This is a genomic window from Pseudomonas orientalis, from assembly GCF_002934065.1.
Taxonomy (GTDB): domain Bacteria; phylum Pseudomonadota; class Gammaproteobacteria; order Pseudomonadales; family Pseudomonadaceae; genus Aquipseudomonas; species Aquipseudomonas orientalis_A.
Genome location: NZ_CP018049.1, coordinates 1,004,064 through 1,019,369, shown reverse-complemented (window position 1 = coordinate 1,019,369; position 15,306 = coordinate 1,004,064). Strand labels below are relative to the sequence as shown.

Annotated in this window: 16 protein-coding genes and 1 riboswitch; of the genes, 7 read left to right on the top strand and 9 right to left on the bottom strand. The window is 60.9% G+C overall.

Annotated elements, in window-relative coordinates; all coding sequences use genetic code 11:
* Positions 1–15 precede the first annotated feature (15 nt).
* The 3 genes from BOP93_RS04565 to BOP93_RS04555 all read right to left on the bottom strand — a co-directional run bounded on the left by BOP93_RS04565 (position 16) and on the right by BOP93_RS04555 (position 4,792).
* Positions 16–1,875 (bottom strand): DUF1302 domain-containing protein, encoded by a 1,860-nt coding sequence (locus BOP93_RS04565; protein ID WP_104501701.1) that lies wholly within the window; start codon positions 1,873–1,875, stop codon positions 16–18.
* Positions 1,876–2,209: 334 nt separating this feature from the next.
* Positions 2,210–3,892, bottom strand: coding sequence for a fatty acid--CoA ligase (locus tag BOP93_RS04560; protein WP_104501700.1), 1,683 nt, complete (start codon positions 3,890–3,892; stop codon positions 2,210–2,212).
* 267 nt (positions 3,893–4,159) lie between these two features.
* On the bottom strand, positions 4,160–4,792 hold the full coding sequence (locus BOP93_RS04555) for a LysE family translocator (RefSeq protein WP_104501699.1): 633 nt from the start codon (positions 4,790–4,792) through the stop codon (positions 4,160–4,162).
* Between the two features lie 84 nt (positions 4,793–4,876).
* Here BOP93_RS04555 and BOP93_RS04550 point away from each other — a divergent pair, with 84 nt between their 5' ends.
* The 3 genes from BOP93_RS04550 to BOP93_RS04540 all read left to right on the top strand — a co-directional run bounded on the left by BOP93_RS04550 (position 4,877) and on the right by BOP93_RS04540 (position 7,716).
* The gene (locus tag BOP93_RS04550; RefSeq protein WP_104501698.1) at positions 4,877–5,842 is read left to right on the top strand and encodes a 2-hydroxyacid dehydrogenase; all 966 of its coding nucleotides are present in this window, start codon (positions 4,877–4,879) and stop codon (positions 5,840–5,842) included.
* Between the two features lie 30 nt (positions 5,843–5,872).
* On the top strand, positions 5,873–6,871 hold the full coding sequence (locus BOP93_RS04545; RefSeq protein WP_104501697.1) for a class I SAM-dependent methyltransferase: 999 nt from the start codon (positions 5,873–5,875) through the stop codon (positions 6,869–6,871).
* A gap of 50 nt (positions 6,872–6,921) precedes the next feature.
* A riboswitch (yybP-ykoY riboswitch) is annotated at positions 6,922–7,043 on the top strand.
* Positions 7,044–7,131: 88 nt separating this feature from the next.
* Entirely contained in the window at positions 7,132–7,716 is a 585-nt protein-coding gene (locus BOP93_RS04540) for a TMEM165/GDT1 family protein (protein ID WP_005784895.1), read from the top strand.
* 150 nt (positions 7,717–7,866) lie between these two features.
* On the opposite strand, the gene BOP93_RS04535 is transcribed toward BOP93_RS04540, so the two are convergent.
* From BOP93_RS04535 to BOP93_RS04520, 4 genes are all read right to left on the bottom strand, one after another.
* The gene (locus BOP93_RS04535; protein WP_057724598.1) at positions 7,867–8,685 is read right to left on the bottom strand and encodes a M48 family metallopeptidase; all 819 of its coding nucleotides are present in this window, start codon (positions 8,683–8,685) and stop codon (positions 7,867–7,869) included.
* Positions 8,686–8,807: 122 nt separating this feature from the next.
* The gene (locus BOP93_RS04530) at positions 8,808–9,428 is read right to left on the bottom strand and encodes an SOS response-associated peptidase (RefSeq protein WP_104501696.1); all 621 of its coding nucleotides are present in this window, start codon (positions 9,426–9,428) and stop codon (positions 8,808–8,810) included.
* A gap of 37 nt (positions 9,429–9,465) precedes the next feature.
* The gene (locus tag BOP93_RS04525; RefSeq protein ID WP_104501695.1) at positions 9,466–9,726 is read right to left on the bottom strand and encodes a putative signal transducing protein; all 261 of its coding nucleotides are present in this window, start codon (positions 9,724–9,726) and stop codon (positions 9,466–9,468) included.
* Positions 9,727–9,740: 14 nt separating this feature from the next.
* Positions 9,741–9,923 (bottom strand): CPXCG motif-containing cysteine-rich protein, encoded by a 183-nt coding sequence (locus BOP93_RS04520; RefSeq protein ID WP_104501694.1) that lies wholly within the window; start codon positions 9,921–9,923, stop codon positions 9,741–9,743.
* Between the two features lie 131 nt (positions 9,924–10,054).
* On the opposite strand from BOP93_RS04520, the gene BOP93_RS04515 reads away from it, so the two are divergent.
* On the top strand, positions 10,055–11,218 hold the full coding sequence (locus tag BOP93_RS04515; RefSeq protein WP_162303206.1) for a 1-acyl-sn-glycerol-3-phosphate acyltransferase: 1,164 nt from the start codon (positions 10,055–10,057) through the stop codon (positions 11,216–11,218).
* A gap of 118 nt (positions 11,219–11,336) precedes the next feature.
* Here the strand turns inward: BOP93_RS04515 and BOP93_RS04510 are convergent, their stop codons facing one another.
* Positions 11,337–11,585, bottom strand: a complete 249-nt coding sequence (locus BOP93_RS04510) for a hypothetical protein (protein ID WP_104501692.1) — start codon at positions 11,583–11,585, stop codon at positions 11,337–11,339.
* A gap of 182 nt (positions 11,586–11,767) precedes the next feature.
* Between BOP93_RS04510 and BOP93_RS04505 the strand changes: the two genes are divergently transcribed.
* On the top strand, positions 11,768–11,977 hold the full coding sequence (locus tag BOP93_RS04505) for a hypothetical protein (RefSeq protein ID WP_065885804.1): 210 nt from the start codon (positions 11,768–11,770) through the stop codon (positions 11,975–11,977).
* A 57-nt stretch (positions 11,978–12,034) separates the two neighbouring features.
* Here BOP93_RS04505 and BOP93_RS04500 read toward each other — a convergent pair whose 3' ends face one another.
* Positions 12,035–12,619, bottom strand: a complete 585-nt coding sequence (locus tag BOP93_RS04500; protein WP_057724591.1) for a YajG family lipoprotein — start codon at positions 12,617–12,619, stop codon at positions 12,035–12,037.
* Positions 12,620–12,801: 182 nt separating this feature from the next.
* On the opposite strand from BOP93_RS04500, the gene BOP93_RS04495 reads away from it, so the two are divergent.
* Together BOP93_RS04495 and mqo are read left to right on the top strand one after the other, a co-directional pair.
* A complete protein-coding gene (locus tag BOP93_RS04495; RefSeq protein WP_065951627.1) occupies positions 12,802–13,035 on the top strand; it encodes a hypothetical protein in 234 nt (77 codons plus the stop codon).
* A gap of 701 nt (positions 13,036–13,736) precedes the next feature.
* Positions 13,737–15,275 (top strand): malate dehydrogenase (quinone), encoded by a 1,539-nt coding sequence (gene mqo, locus BOP93_RS04490; protein WP_104501691.1) that lies wholly within the window; start codon positions 13,737–13,739, stop codon positions 15,273–15,275.
* The last annotated feature ends 31 nt before the right edge of the window (positions 15,276–15,306 follow it).

Genomic DNA, 15,306 nt, shown 5'->3' with positions numbered 1-15,306 from the left:
TTGAAAAGAGTGTGCTTAGAAGTTGGCGCCAAAGCTCAACGCGACAAAGTCACGGTCATCCACGGTGCTGAACTTGCCACCAAAGAAGTTGGTGTAGGCCAGGCTCGCGGTGTAGGTGTTCTGGTATTCGGCATCCAGGCCCAGGCTGACCGCCTTGCGCCCTTCTTCGAAGTTGCCGCCAGGGCCTGGCGAGTAACCTTTGACGTCATGGGACCAGGCGACGTTGGGCTTGAGGTTGACGCCGGCGAACACGTCCGGGTACTCCCAGATGGCACGGGCGCGGTAGCCCCAGGACGTTGCGGTGGTGTAGCCATCGTTGTTGCAGTTGGTGTTCAGGCCGGCTGCGTTGGGCAGGCCGGCACCGGTTGCGGTGGAGTTGTTGAGGGCGTTGCAGAACCCACCTGGCAAGGTGCCTGGGCCAAATACCGGGTCGCGGCCATAGCGGGCCTGGGATTTGCTTTCGAGACCGCCCACATGGGTCACACCGATTTCACCGACGGTGGTGAGGCGGCTGGCGCCCATCACCTGGTCGAAGAAGTGCGTGAAGGTGGTCTGGAACTGGGTCACTTCCTTGCGGTTGTAACCGTGCAGGTCCTGGCCCGGCGTGCCCTTGAGCACGGAGGCATTGCCAAAGCCCGGGATCGGCGTGACGCCGGCGAACAGAATGTCGGTGGTGCTCAACTGCACCGGCGCATTCGGCCGGTAGCTCAACTCACCGCTCCAGGCGGTGCCGGTGGGCAAGGTGGTGGAGAAACTCAGACCGTAGAGGCGGATATCTTCCGGATACTCGACGAAGTAGTTGGAACTGCCCGCCACGATCAGCGGACGCAATGCCCCCAGCGGCCCCAACGGACGGGTGTAGGCCGCCGATGGCGCACCCTGTGCGCTGAAGATCGGCGCACGGCTGTGGTAGTTCATGAAGTAGGCGCCGAACTCGGTGTCCAGCGGCTCGAAGTTATAGTGCATGGCCACGCCGAACTGGCCGCTGTCGCGGGCATCACGGTCCGGGCCACGGCGCACGAGCACGCCTTCGCTGTTGACGTCCACACCCAGGGCGCCCAGGGTCGGCAGTGCTGCGGCAGGGATGGTCGAACGCTTGTTCAGTACCCGCAGGTTGTTGCTGCAGCCGTCGGAAATCACGTCCGGCTGCGAGAAGAAGGTGCCGCAGTTATCGGTGACGGTCTGGTCCCATTCCAATTGGTAAAACGCCTCGGCCGACAGGTTGTCAGTGAGGGTCTGGGACACGTAGAACATGTTGACCGGAATCAGGCCTTCCTTGATCTCGGCCCCCGGACGACGAAACGCTGATACGTCGATCGGGTTGATGGAGTTGATCCCGCCGCCGATGAAGGTACTTTCGCCCCAGCTCACCACCTGCTTGCCGAACCGCACGGAACCCGGCGCATCGGCGATCGAGTAGTTGTGGTAGACGAACGCATCGAGGATCTGCCCGCCGGAAGACTTGGCGCCTTCCTTGCGGTTGTTGTCGCTGATGTCCTTGAACGGACGGCTTTCGTCCTTGAGTTCAAAGTCGTACCAGTACTTGCCACGCACAAACACACCGGTGTCGCCGTACTTCAGTTCCAGGTCGTGGATGCCCTTGAAGATCTTCGAAAAGGTTTCTCCACGCTTGAAGTTCAGGTGCCCGTCGTCGGAGGTCTGGGACAGGCCCCTGCCGCCGTTGTTGGCGCCGATCAGGTCGCGATTGGCCTTGGACGTGCTCCAACTGGCGCCTACCGACAGGGATGAGTCAAAACTCCCTTCGATTTCACCGATGTTGAAACTGACGCCGAATGCGGGCCCGGCGAGCGTAGAAGCGAGACTGACGGCCAGGGGCAGACGTGCCCGGCGCCAGAACTGGTTTACTGAGGTCATCGACGCTACTCCATGTGCATTTTATTGTTATGGCAGCGAGCTCTTTCGGAAGATGCATGTAACGGCCGGGATACAACGATTCCAATGCCGAGCGACAACCGGGCCACCTTCACCCGAAGCGCAACATCCGCGAAAAACTCTGGAAGGGACTATAGCCAGCAGGGGGTAGTGCTTGATCCCTCTAAAGTGTGATTTGCATCACCAACCCGTCTGCCCCGACCCTTTCGCCACGCCGACGAAGGTCGACGCGGCAAGGATGGCTGAAATTCCACAAATCACAAGTAAAGGCCTGAGATAGAGCATTGCCGTCCCCGAACGGGCACGGCAAGCGGCGTCACAGGGTCGACAGGAACGTGCTGTTGTTGGCCTGCCATTCGATGATGTCGATACGGATACGTTTTTTGTCGAGCTTGCCGACGCTGGTCTTGGGAATTTCAGTAACAACGGCGATCTGGCTCGGAATCGCCCACTTGCTCAAGTGCCCCAATTCAACGAACGGCTTGAGGTGTTCCTTGAGTTCACGGGCCCCTATCACATGGCCATCACGCAACACCAACAGGGCAAACGGGCGCTCGCCCCACTGCGGGTCGGCAATGCCCACCACCGCTACTTCGCGTACCGCCGGGTGGCGGCTGACCAGGTCTTCCAGAGCCAGGGAAGAGATCCACTCGCCGCCGGTCTTGATCACATCCTTGATGCGGTCACGGATATCGATCACGCCAAACGCGTCCAGGGTGGCGACATCACCGGTGTGCATCCAGCCACCGGCCCACAGCTCGGCGCCCTTTTGCGGCTCGTTGTAATAACCCTCGGTGAGCCAGGGCGCGCGCAGTACCAGCTCGCCCTGGGATTCGCCGTCGGCAGGCAGGAAGTTGCCGTCGGTGTCCATGATCGCCGCCTCCACCAGCGGCCCGGGTACACCGGCCTTGATCCGATAGGTGGTGCGTTCGTCTTCGCTGCCGGCCATCAGTTCTTCATTAAGATGAGCACAGGACACCAGCGGCCCGGTCTCGGACATGCCGTACGCAGCCGTCAACTGGATGCCGCGGGCCTTGGCGGCTTCGTACAGCGAACGATTGAGGGCGCTGCCGCCGATGACGATTTTCCAACCGCCGAAATCCACGTCCTGGGCGGCCTTGGCATTGAGCACCATTTGCAGGATGGTCGGCACACAATGGGAGAAGGTGACCTTTTCCTTGCGCCATAGCTCCACCAGGTATTCGGGGTCGTAGCGGCCGGGGTAGACCTGCTTCAAACCGAGCATGGTCGCCACGTAAGGCAGGCCCCAGGCGTGCACGTGGAACATCGGTGTGATGGGCATGTACACATCGTTGGTGCCGAGCAAACGCACACTGTCGACACTGCCCATGATGGTCGCCACGCCGATGGTGTGCAGCACCAGTTGGCGATGGGTGAAATACACGCCCTTGGGGTTGCCGGTGGTGCCGGTGGTGTAGAAGGTGGTGGCCACGGAGTTCTCGTCGAAATCCTCGAAATTGTACGTCGGGCTCGCGGCGGCCAGCAGGGCTTCGTACTCGCCCACCAGGTTGGGCAGGTCGGCCGTCTTGCTGTCGCCGTCAGTGATCAGCAAGGTCTTGTCGACGCTGGTGAGCTGCCCGGCGATCGCCTGGTAAAGCCCCACGAATTCGCTGTTGACCAGCACAAAGCGGTCGTCGGCGTGGTTCATGGTGTAGAGGATCTGTTCCGGCGACAGGCGCACGTTGATGGTATGGATCACCGCGCCGATCATCGGGATGGCGAACATGCATTCCAGGTAACGATGGCTGTCCCAGTCCATCACCGCCACCGTGTCACCGGCCTTGACCCCGGCTTCGGTCAGTACGTTGGCCAGGCGCGCGACGCGCTCGATCAGCGTCGGGTAGGTGTAGCGCAGTTTGTCGCGGTAAATGATTTCCCGGGTTTTCTCGTAACGCGCCCCGGACATCAACAGGCGTTTGATCAACAGCGGGTATTGGTAAGCGCCTTCGGCGGGTGGGATAACACGGGTCTGCAACATACGAATCCCTTTTATGACTGCGCGGTCTTGGCGTGAAGACCTGCACTGTAGAGAGGTTATGTTGCAGCTAAATCAGCCAAAGGAATGATTTGCAGGGTCCGGCAAATGCTAGCTTTTGGCGATGATCTTGGACGCATGAAGATCCAATGTGGGAGGGGGCTTGCCCCCGATGGCGGTGGATCAGCTGATTGATACTTGGCTGAAACACCGCTATCGGGGGCAAGCCCCCTCCCACATTTTGACCGTGCCGGCTTGAGTGAGCGGCGCTTATTTCATGCTGGTAAATGCCAACTTCACCCCAATCGCAATCAACACCGCGCCCATGGTCCGATCAAACCAATGCCCCATCTTCGCAAACCCGGCGCGCACGCGCTGCTGGCTGAACAGCCTGGCCACCAGACAAAACCACAGCGCTGTCACCACTGCCAGGTACACGCCATAACCGGCCTGCACCGCCAGCGGTGTGTGCGGGTTGATCACCACGGTGAACAGCGACAGGAAAAACAGCGTGGCCTTGGGATTCAAACCGTTGGTCACAAACCCTGCGGTAAACGCGCCACGGGGCGTGCGTTCGCCCGCCTCGCGATGCAGCTCGCCTTGCGCCGGCGGCTTGACCGGTTGCGCACGCAGCGCCTTGAAGCCGATATACAGCAGGTACGCCGCCGCCGCCCATTTCAGCGCATTGAACAGCACAATGGACTGGGACACGATCAAGCCGATACCCAGCAGCGAGTAGCCGACGTGAAGAAAGATCGCCGAACCGACGCCCAGCGCAGTCCAGGTGCCGGCGCGACGGCCATGGGTCACGCTTTCACGCACCACCACGGCGAAGTCCGGCCCGGGGCTGGCCACCGCCAACAGGTGGATCAAGGCTACGGTCAAAAACTCGGCGACGTACATACGCACTCCATTAAGTAACGGATTATTTCATCTGATAGGCTCAAGAGATTACGCTTTCGACCCCCGCCGCAAAAGGTACAGTTGATGATGAACAATCGCCGCGCCGTCTTCCTCGATCACCCCTCCCTGGACCTCGGCGACCTCGACCTCAGCGAGTTGCATGACTGCTTCAGCGAGCTGCAGCTGTTTGAGCAGACCACGCCGCAGAATCTGCTCGAACGCGTGCAAGGCGCCCAAGTTGTCATCAGCAATAAAATCCCGCTCGGCGCCGAGACCCTGGCGGCCTGCCCCGAGCTCAAGCTGATCCTGGTGTCGGCCACCGGCACCAATAACATCGACCTTGAAGCCGCCCGCGCCCAGGGCATCACTGTGAGCAACTGCCAGGATTACGGCACGCCGTCGGTGGCGCAGCACACGATCATGCTGCTGCTCAACCTCGCCACGCGCCTGAAGGACTATCAGCGCGATGTGGCAGCCGGCAAATGGCAGCAGGCCAGGCAGTTCTGCCTGCTGGACTATCCGATTGTCGAGCTGGAGGGCAAGACGTTAGGCCTGCTCGGCCATGGCGAACTGGGCAGCGCCGTGGCGCGCCTGGCCGAAGCCTTCGGCATGCGCGTGGTACTGGGTGCGATTCCCGGGCGCCCTGCCCGCACCGACCGCGTGCCGCTGGATGAACTGCTGAGACAGGTCGACGCGCTGACCTTGCATTGTCCGCTCAACGAGCATACCTGCGATTTTATCGGGGCTCGCGAACTGGCGCTGCTCAAGCCCGGCGCGTTTATCGTCAACACCGCACGCGGCGGCTTGATCAACGAACAGGCCCTGGCGGATGCATTACGCAACGGGCACCTGGGTGGTGCGGCCACCGATGTGTTGAGTGTCGAACCTCCGGTAAACGGCAACCCGCTGCTGGCCGGTGATATCCCTCGGCTGATCGTCACGCCCCATAATGCCTGGGGCAGCCGTGAAGCGCGGCAGCGGATCGTCGCGCAATTGAGCGAAAACGCCCTGGGCTTTTTCAACGGTGCCCCGCTGCGCGTCGTCGCTTGATAAACTGCGCCCCTTTTCAAGGAGCAGACCATGGATCCGCGCAGTGAAGTACTGCTTCGCCAGGCCGAACTTTTTCAAGGCAACCTGCTGCTGGTCGGTTTGCCTGCCGACGATTTGCTCGGCCGCCTGCCCAACGCCCACGGCTGGAACTGGCATGCCGGCGATCAGGCGGCGTTGGAGGCGCGTTTTCCCGAGCGCAGCCAGTTCGGCGTGAAGGTGCCCGAGCGCGCATTTGATGCCGCTGTGATTTTCCTGCCCAAGTCCAAGGACCTCACCGACTACCTGCTTAACGCCGTGGCCGCGCGCCTGCCCGGCGCCGAGCTGTTCCTGGTGGGCGAAAAAAAGGCCGGCATCGAAAGCGCGGCCAAGCAGATGATCGCCTTCGGCAAACCGCGCAAGCTGGATAACGCACGGCACTGCCAGCTCTGGCAGGTCACGGTGGGCAACGCGCCGCAGGCGCCCGACCTGGAGAGCCTGGCGCAGACCTTCGAGGTACCGCTGGTCGACGGGCCGCTCAAGGTGGTGAGCCTGCCGGGCGTGTTCAGCCATGGTCGCCTGGACCGGGGCACCGAACTGTTGCTGGAACACCTGGACAAGCTGCCCAGCGGGCATTTACTCGACTTTGGCTGCGGCGCCGGCGTATTGGGAGCAGCGGTGAAACGTCGCTACCCGCACAATACCGTGACCCTGCTTGATGTGGACGCCTTCGCCGCCGCCAGCAGCCGCCTGACCCTGGCTGCCAATGACCTGGAAGCCGAAGTACTGACCGGCGATGGCATTGACGCCGCTCCAATGGGGTTGACCGCGATTTTAAGCAATCCGCCGTTCCATGTCGGGGTGCACACGGATTACTTCGCCACGGAAAACCTGCTGCGAAAAGCAGGCAAACATCTGGCAAAAGGCGGAGAACTGCGCCTGGTCGCCAACAGCTTCCTGAAATACCAGCCGCTGATCGAAGAGCATCTGGGCATCTGCGCGATCAAGGCCGAGGGCAATGGCTTTCGCATCTACCGGGCCAAGCGTCCCTGACGGGCGTTTGAAAAAGAAGGCTTGCCGAATGGGTTTTGCCTAGGCAGAATCCGCTCCGTCCTAGGGGAGTAGTCTCCCACGAGCGCCATGCTCGTCCGGCATACGTCAACATACTTGGTCAGCAGACCATGGCGTATGCGACCCAGGAGTCCGCACAGACGGACCGGGGTCTGACAAGACCTATGACACGCACACCTTACCCGGGGCGGGAAGGCTGTACGTGTCATAGCCGTGTCGGCCCGCCCCTGGAAACCTACCTGATGCTGGATTCACTGCTCGTTCCTACCGCAATCGTTGCCTTGGCCGAAATCGGCGACAAGACGCAACTGCTCGCGCTTATTCTTGCCGCTCGCTTTCGCAAGCCCTGGCCCATCATCGCCGGCATCGTCGCCGCGACCCTGGCCAACCATGCGGCCGCCGGTGCGGTGGGGGCCTGGTTCGGGAGTTTCTTCTCCGACGCGGTGCTGCACTGGATTCTCGCGGCGAGCTTCTGCGCCACGGCGCTGTGGACACTGGTGCCGGACAAACTCGACGATGACGAAGCCAGCACCACGCGCAAGTTCGGGCCGTTCCTGACCACGCTGATTGCGTTCTTCCTCGCGGAAATCGGTGACAAGACCCAGATCGCCACGGTGATGCTGGCAGCGCAGTATCCGGAGTTGTGGCTGGTAATTATCGGGACCACGCTGGGCATGTTGATTGCCAACGTGCCGGTGGTGCTGGCGGGGAATTTTGCGGCGGAGAAGCTGCCGCTGACCTTGATTCGGCGCTTGGCGGCTACGGCATTTTTTGTATTGGCGATTGTGGCGGTGTACAAGGCCATGCAGAGCAGTGGCTGGATCTAAGTAACCAGGGCTGTAAACCCAATCCGATGTGGGAGGGGCGGTGCGACGATTCGACTTGCCCCCGATAGCGGTGTGTCAGCTGATGAATACTTGGCTGAGAGGCCGCCATCGGGGGCAAGCCCCCTCCCACATTTTGATCTCGATCAGGCCTTAGGATTTCTTGGCCTGTTGGTACAGCGGCATGACCTTCGGAATCGCCGCCTGCAACGAGGCAATGCGGCTATCAGACGCCGGGTGAGTGCTCATGAACTCCGGCGGCGCGCCTTCCGAGGCCTTGGCCATCTTGTTCCACAGCGTGATGGCCGCGTTCGGGTTGTAACCGGCGCGGGCGGCCAGTTCGAGGCCGATCAGGTCGGCTTCGTTCTCATTGCTGCGGCTGTTGGGCAAGGTCATGCCGTAGTTGGCCACGGTATCGGCCAGCGCCAGGCTGTCCTGGCCGAGCCCGAATATTGCACCGGCGCCCTGCTTGGCCATCTCGATGCCGTAGGCCTTGGACATGGCTTCGCGGCCGTGTTCACGCAAGGCATGGGCGATTTCATGGCCCATCACGGCGGCCAGTTCATCATCGGTGAGCTTGAGGTTGTCGATCAACGCGCTGTACACCAGGATCTTGCCACCCGGCCCACAGTTGGCGTTCATCTCATCGCTCTTGATCAGGTTCACTTCCCACTTCCATTGCGCCGCATCCGGGCGGAAGGTCGGGGCCTGGGCGATCAGGCGATTGGCGATGGCCTGCACGCGCTTGGCGTTGGCACTGGTCTTATCCAGAACTCCTTTGCCACTGGCCTCGCCCAGGGTCTGCTGGTAGGACTGGGCATACATCTGGTCGACTTCCTGGCTCGACAGCATGCTGAACATGTACTGCTTGCGCTCAACTCCAACCGCGCCGCCGCTGGTGGTATTGACCGACTGACACCCTGCCAGCAGCATCGCTGCAACCAACCCACTTACCGCCAATGACTTCTTCATGAACACGCTCCCTGGAAACATGGCGCGTATCGTAGGCGGACATTTGTATCGGCGCCAGATACATCAGACGTTTAACTGCTGTATTTCGGATCCAGCTCACGTGCCGGCAGGTAAGTTCAGGGTCAGGCCGGGGTCAGGCACTCAGGCCCATTGAGCTTGGGATCGTTGACCATGTTGGCCAGCACCCGCTCGCGCAACGCGGCGGGCTCACTGGCCAACAGACTTTGCAGCACATGCAGCGGCGTCTCGGGATCCAGCCAGGCCGCCTGCCCGGCTTGATCCAGAATCAACGGTCGGCGCTGGGCCTGCGCCGCTTGAGTGACCACCGCCGTACTCAACCACACCTGCTCCTGCACCGGATACGCTTCCCAGATCGCCGCGAAAAACAGCGTGGAGCCTTCCCCTGGCGTCAACCAGTACGGGCGCTTGCGCTGGGTGCCGCGCCATTCGTAAAACCCGTTGGCCGGCAGCAGGCAACGGCGCTGGCGGAATGCTTCGCGAAACATCGGTTGCTCGGCCAGGGTTTCGGCGCGGGCATGGGCGGGCGTGCGGGACAGGTCGGTGAGCCACGGCGGCGTCAGCCCCCAGCGCGCGCGCGCCAGGCTGAGCTGGCCGTCGATGGCGCGCTGGATCAGTACCGAATCATTGGGGGAGATATTCCACTGGGCCTGCTGGTCAGCGGGAAAGCCCGGCAAGGCAGCAAAGGCGGGGTTCCAGCGAAACAGGGCATAACGTCCACACATTGGGCAACACGACTCTTGGGGTAAACCGACCGACAGCCTAACAGACCAGTACGTCGGGAAAACTGTCGGGTTCATCCCCGGGTATGGGTTGCGCGCCGATATAGGCCGTGATCAGCTCGCGGGCACTGGCAGCCTGGTCATTATCGACTTCCAGCCCGAGCAGGCCGAATATCGGCAGTTCGCCGGTGCCACCGAGCAAATGGCGGCCCACCAGGTGCGCCTCGATGCCTTCGCTGGCAAGCATCTGTTGCAGCAGCTCGCCTTCCATGAGGTTTTCCGGTTCGTAGATTCGCTGCATGGAAATACCTGTTGTTATTCGTTCTCGCTGCGGGTTTCGAGCATCCACTCGTCCCCATGAACCTGCAGATCGAAAGTGATCGGTCGGCAACACACCTGGCAGTCCTCTATATACACCTGATCACCACCGGACAAATCCACCGTCGCTTCGACCTCTTCCCCACAATAAGGACAATCGTACAGCGCAGGTTCCAGCATCGCAGTCTCCAAGGTGACTTGTGCGTATAATCGCCGGTCTATTGACAGGGTTATTTCCGGCTGAGCCCGTTTACTCACGCCGCCCCTGGTATTTCCTTTAATTACCTAGCCGTTTCCAACAAGAGAGCATGATGGGCGAATTCGATACCATCCGACCTTACAACGACAGCGAAGTCCCGGCAGTGCTGGACCGGCTGTTCAGTGACAAGGCCTTTCTGGACATCCTGACCCACTTCCGCTTCCCGCGCTTTGCCGGCGCGCTGGGCTGGCTGCTCAAGCCGATGATCGCACGCAAGCTGCGCCGTGAATTCGCCGGCGTCACCACCGTGGCGACGCTGCAGGATAAAGTCGAGTATTACGTCGACCATACCATCGATCGCGCGACTGATGGCGTGACCTATACCGGCGTCGAACAGCTGAAATCCGGCACTGCCTACCTGTTCCTGGCCAATCACCGCGACATCGTGATGGACCCGGCCTTTGTCAACTATGCCGTCTACCATGCCGGCCTGCCGACGCCGCGCATCGCCATTGGCGACAACCTGCTGCAAAAACCCTTCGTCAGCGACCTGATGCGCTTGAACAAGAGCTTCATCGTGCACCGCTCGATCACCGGGCGAAAGGAAAAGATGGCGGCCTACCAGTTGCTGTCGGCCTACATCAACCATTCGATCCGCAACGACTGCCAGTCGATCTGGATCGCCCAGGCCGAAGGCCGGGCCAAGGACGGGGATGATCGCACCGAATCGGCGATCCTCAAGATGTTCCACGTCAGCCGCAAGGACGAGCCGTTCGCCGAAGTCATCCAGTCGCTGAACCTGACGCCGGTGTCGATCAGCTATGAGTATGATCCGTGTGACGCCGCCAAGGCCCGCGAGCTGTATATCCGCGCCACCACCGGCACCTACTGCAAAGCGCCGGGCGAGGATGACGTAAGCATTGCACTGGGCATCACCGGCTACAAGGGGCGAGTGCACGTGAATTTCGCGCCGCCGATTACCGAGCGCTTCGAAGACACCAAACTGCTGGCGGCCGAAATGGACCGGCAGATTCTCGGTGGTTACCGGCTGTTCCCGGTGCACTACCTGGCGTACGCCCAATGGCACGATGCCGACCCGCAATTGGATGTGCCCAGGGCCGAAGACGTATTCCCGGCCGATGAGCTGGCCAAGGCGAAAGCCGAGTGGCAGCGGCGCCTGAACGAATGTCCGTCCGAGCATCGTCCTTACCTTGTGACGCAATATGCAACGCCAGTGCGCAATCAATACCGGGTCAAGGCCGGGATCGCGCTGTAAACATCGATCCAATGTGGGAGGGGGCTTGCCCCCGATAGCGGTGGGTCAGATACAGATAGGCTGACTGACACCCTGCAATCGGGGGCAAGCCCCCTCCCACATTTGAATCCCAGTGTTCTTAAAAGTGAGTGCTGAGCCAGGACATGGCCAGCGCCACTCCCAAGCAGGCGAACCCGACACGGTAAGCCTGGCGATGCGCCCGTTCGGTGCGCCTGTCGAGAAAGAGCATCGGCTGGTCAATCGCGCGCTCTTCACTTTGCGCGGTGAGTTCGGCCAGCGCCCGTTGCGCCAGCAGGCGAGTGAAGAACAGCAGTATGGCGCCGCAGCAGGCAACCATCAGGGCAATCGCATTGATCAGCAGCGCCATCGCGAACCTCGGCGAGACCGTATTCGGGTATCGGTCCAGATACGAACCTGAACGATAGTGGCTCCCTGCGCCTTTAGTGCTCCCTCCCCGTCGACGGTTAATGTATCCAGTAATTTACAGCGTCACCTGAACGTCACCTTAACAGGCCACTCTGTTGCCCTTCGACGCTTGAGGAGCTTGTCATGCTGCACGCGCAAAACCAGGATCGGCTGTATCTGATCGCCCCGAGTGATGAACAGGAAGCCTTGATCGGCGGCCTTGCCTTCAATGTCCAGGACCGCCATTGGCTGGTCTATTGCGCCCTCGCCGGGCACCCCCATGCCGACTTGCCGGAGCTGGATTTACTCACGGGCGTGAGCATGCTGGATTTTTACGTCGATACCGCCGCCTGAAAGCAACAGGCATAAAAAAACCGGGCTCAGCCGATGAGCCCGGTTTTTTTGAACAGCTTATTGCGAGCTGAGCAACTGGCCGATGCTTGGGTCCTTGAACAGCCGGGTCAGGGCATCGCTGAGCACGTCGCTGACCAGCTTGGTGTTGGTTTCCTGATTCGGCGACATGCCGAAGCGCTGGTTGAGGGACGCGGCATAGCGGCCGCTGTAGCGGCGGGTACCGGCGCTGACGTCGGACTTGAAAGTTGCGCCGATGGACGCTTCGGTCACATACAGGCCTTCCTTGGGCGACTGGTACTTCAGCTCGGCCAGGGTCACGGTCAATTGCGGTGCGCCTGGCGAATTGGTCGGGGTAAAGCCCAGCAAGCGCACAGCAGCTTCAGCCTGGGCCTGCAGCTTGGGCAGCACGTCCTGGCCGGTCACCGAAATCAGCGCGGTCTCCGGGTACAGGCCACCACGGGAACCGAGGGTCGGTGACGGACGACCGTCCACTACACGCACCGATACGGGCTGGCCGTGACCGACCGGGGCCAACTGCGCCGTGACTTTAGGTTGCGGGCTGAGTTGTTGCGGGCTGTTGGCGCAGCCAACCAAAGCCAAACTGGTCACAGTGATCAAACCGAACAACAGGCGTTGCAACATACTCATTTCTCCAGGACTAGGCGCACACAGGCCGCCAGTATAACGGTGCACGCGCATCACCCACCAGCGATCCTGAACCGCAGCTGAAGGCATCTGCAAATTACAATTTCCCATCAAAACGTCATTCCCCTGTCATGCCAGACTGACAACCTTCAAGCATGTAACGCAACCGGTACACAGCCATGCGCCTTCTCAAGTCACTGTTCCTGTCACACAGCCGCCACCGCCACTTTGCCCTGCTCGATGCCCACGGCCATTGCCTGGCGTTCAAGCAATGCAGCCTGCCGCCCGTCGGTGAAGGCTGGGTCGAGGTCGCGGAAACGCATCTGGGCTGGATGCACCGTCCGCTGCCGGCCAGCGCCAGGGTCAGCCCTCAGTTTGTACGCGCACAATCACGCCAAGCGTTGGCCTCCTGACCGGCGCACTAATAAAAGTCATAAAACACGCCCATTTCCGTGGCGTTCTTCGCTACAATCTCCCCCCGATTATAAGGACGTCTCCTGATCGGGCCTCGCAGCATCGTTATTGCCTCGGCATAACCCCCAAATCGCCCACAGAGAGCCGCCCACACAGATCGAGTGAAGCTGGCGTGCTTGCTGTTTCCTGTGCAAACCACCCGTCTTTATCGAATCTGCCAGAGCTGCCATTGCGCTCGGCCACTTGAGTTGTTTGCCCGTTTCGCGGGCCAGGTGCCAGGCTGGGGCAGCCCTTTTTTGAGGTTCACGTCTTCAAAAGAGCGTGAAAAAAACGGGTTTTCACAACTTCACAAGAGTGTGGCGAGCAAATGAATAGTTTGGCGTTTGTACAAGCACCATCAGCGTCTGAAACAGCCCAACACAGGACCGAGCGTTCCTCAATAAGCGGAGCTTGAGCCTGTCCGCTACGGATTGGTTGCACGAATCGCACGCTTTGACCATAAGTCGAATTGCCACAGGCGCCCATGAATGCGTTCATAGGCAGATTAGCCGGGCAGGAAGCGTGCGCTGAAGTTGCAAAGAATTGCGAAACGGACATGGCGATCCTGGCCATGGGTAACCTGGGGCAACACGTGAACCGCCCCGTCACTCCTGGCAGCCATGCCGTCAATTTGGTGCTGCAGATTTTGGAGACGCGTTAAATGGCGCATAACGAAGCAGTCGACGTAGTTCTGGTAGGGGCCGGCATCATGAGTGCCACCCTGGCCGTACTGCTCAAAGAGCTCGACCCCGGCCTCAAGCTGGAAGTCGTTGAGCTGATGGATTCGGGTGCCGCGGAGAGTTCCAACCCGTGGAACAACGCCGGTACCGGCCACGCCGGGCTCTGTGAGCTGAACTACACGCCGCAGGCCGCCGATGGTTCCATCGACATCAAGAAAGCCGTGCACATCAACACCCAGTTCGAGGTGTCGAAACAGTTCTGGGCGTACCTGGCCAAAAAGGGCACCTTTGGCTCGTGCAAGTCCTTTATCAGCCCGGTCCCGCACTTGAGTTTCGTGCAGGGCGACAACGGCGTTGCCTTCCTCAAGAAGCGTTTTGAAACCCTCAGCCAGCACCATGCGTTTTCGGACATGCATTACACCGAAGACCGCAGCGAAATGGCCGAGTGGATGCCGCTGATGATGCCGGGCCGCCCGCTCGATGAAAAAATCGCCGCCACCCGCGTGATGAATGGCACTGACGTCAACTTTGGCGCCCTGACCAACCAACTGCTCAACCACCTGACCAGTTCGCCGGACGCCCAGGTCAAGTACTGCAAGCGTGTCACCGACCTCAAGCGCAATGGTGCGGGCTGGACCGTCAGCATCAAGGACGTCAACAGCGGCAACAGCCGCGAAGTGGACGCCCGCTTCGTGTTCCTCGGCGCCGGCGGCGCGGCCCTGCCGTTGCTGCAGGCTTCGGGCATCGAAGAAAGCAAAGGCTTCGGCGGTTTCCCGGTCAGCGGCCAGTGGCTGCGTTGCGACAACCCGGACGTGGTCAAGCACCACCAGGCCAAGGTCTATAGCCAGGCGGCCGTGGGTTCGCCACCGATGTCAGTGCCGCACCTGGACACCCGCGTGGTGGATGGCAAGAAGTCGCTGCTGTTCGGACCCTACGCCGGGTTCACCACCAAGTTCCTCAAGCACGGCTCGTTCCTGGACCTGCCGATGTCGATCCGCGCCGGCAACATCGGTCCGATGCTGGCTGTGGCCCGCGACAACATGGACCTGACCAAGTACCTGGTCAGCGAAGTGCGCCAGTCCATGGAGCAGCGCCTGGAATCCCTGCGCCGCTTCTACCCCGAAGCGAAAGCCGAAGACTGGCGCCTGGAAGTGGCCGGCCAACGCGTGCAGATCATCAAGAAGGACCCGAAGAAAGGCGGCGTGCTGCAATTCGGCACCGAGCTGGTTGCCGCCGCGGATGGTTCGCTGGCGGCGCTGTTGGGCGCCTCGCCGGGCGCTTCGGTGACGGTGTCGATCATGCTGGATTTGATCGAGCGCTGCTTCCCGGAGAAAGCCAACGGTGAATGGGCGACCAAGCTGCACGAGATCTTCCCGGCGCGCGAAAAAGTGCTGGAGACGGATGCCGAGCTGTATCGCAGGATCAATGCGCAGAACAACATCAGCCTGGAGCTGGTGGAACCTGTAGGAGCGAGCTCGCTCGCGAAAAACGTCAACGATAACGCAGCGCAAGTGGATTAACGCGGCGCTCTCAGGTTCTTCGCGAGCAAGC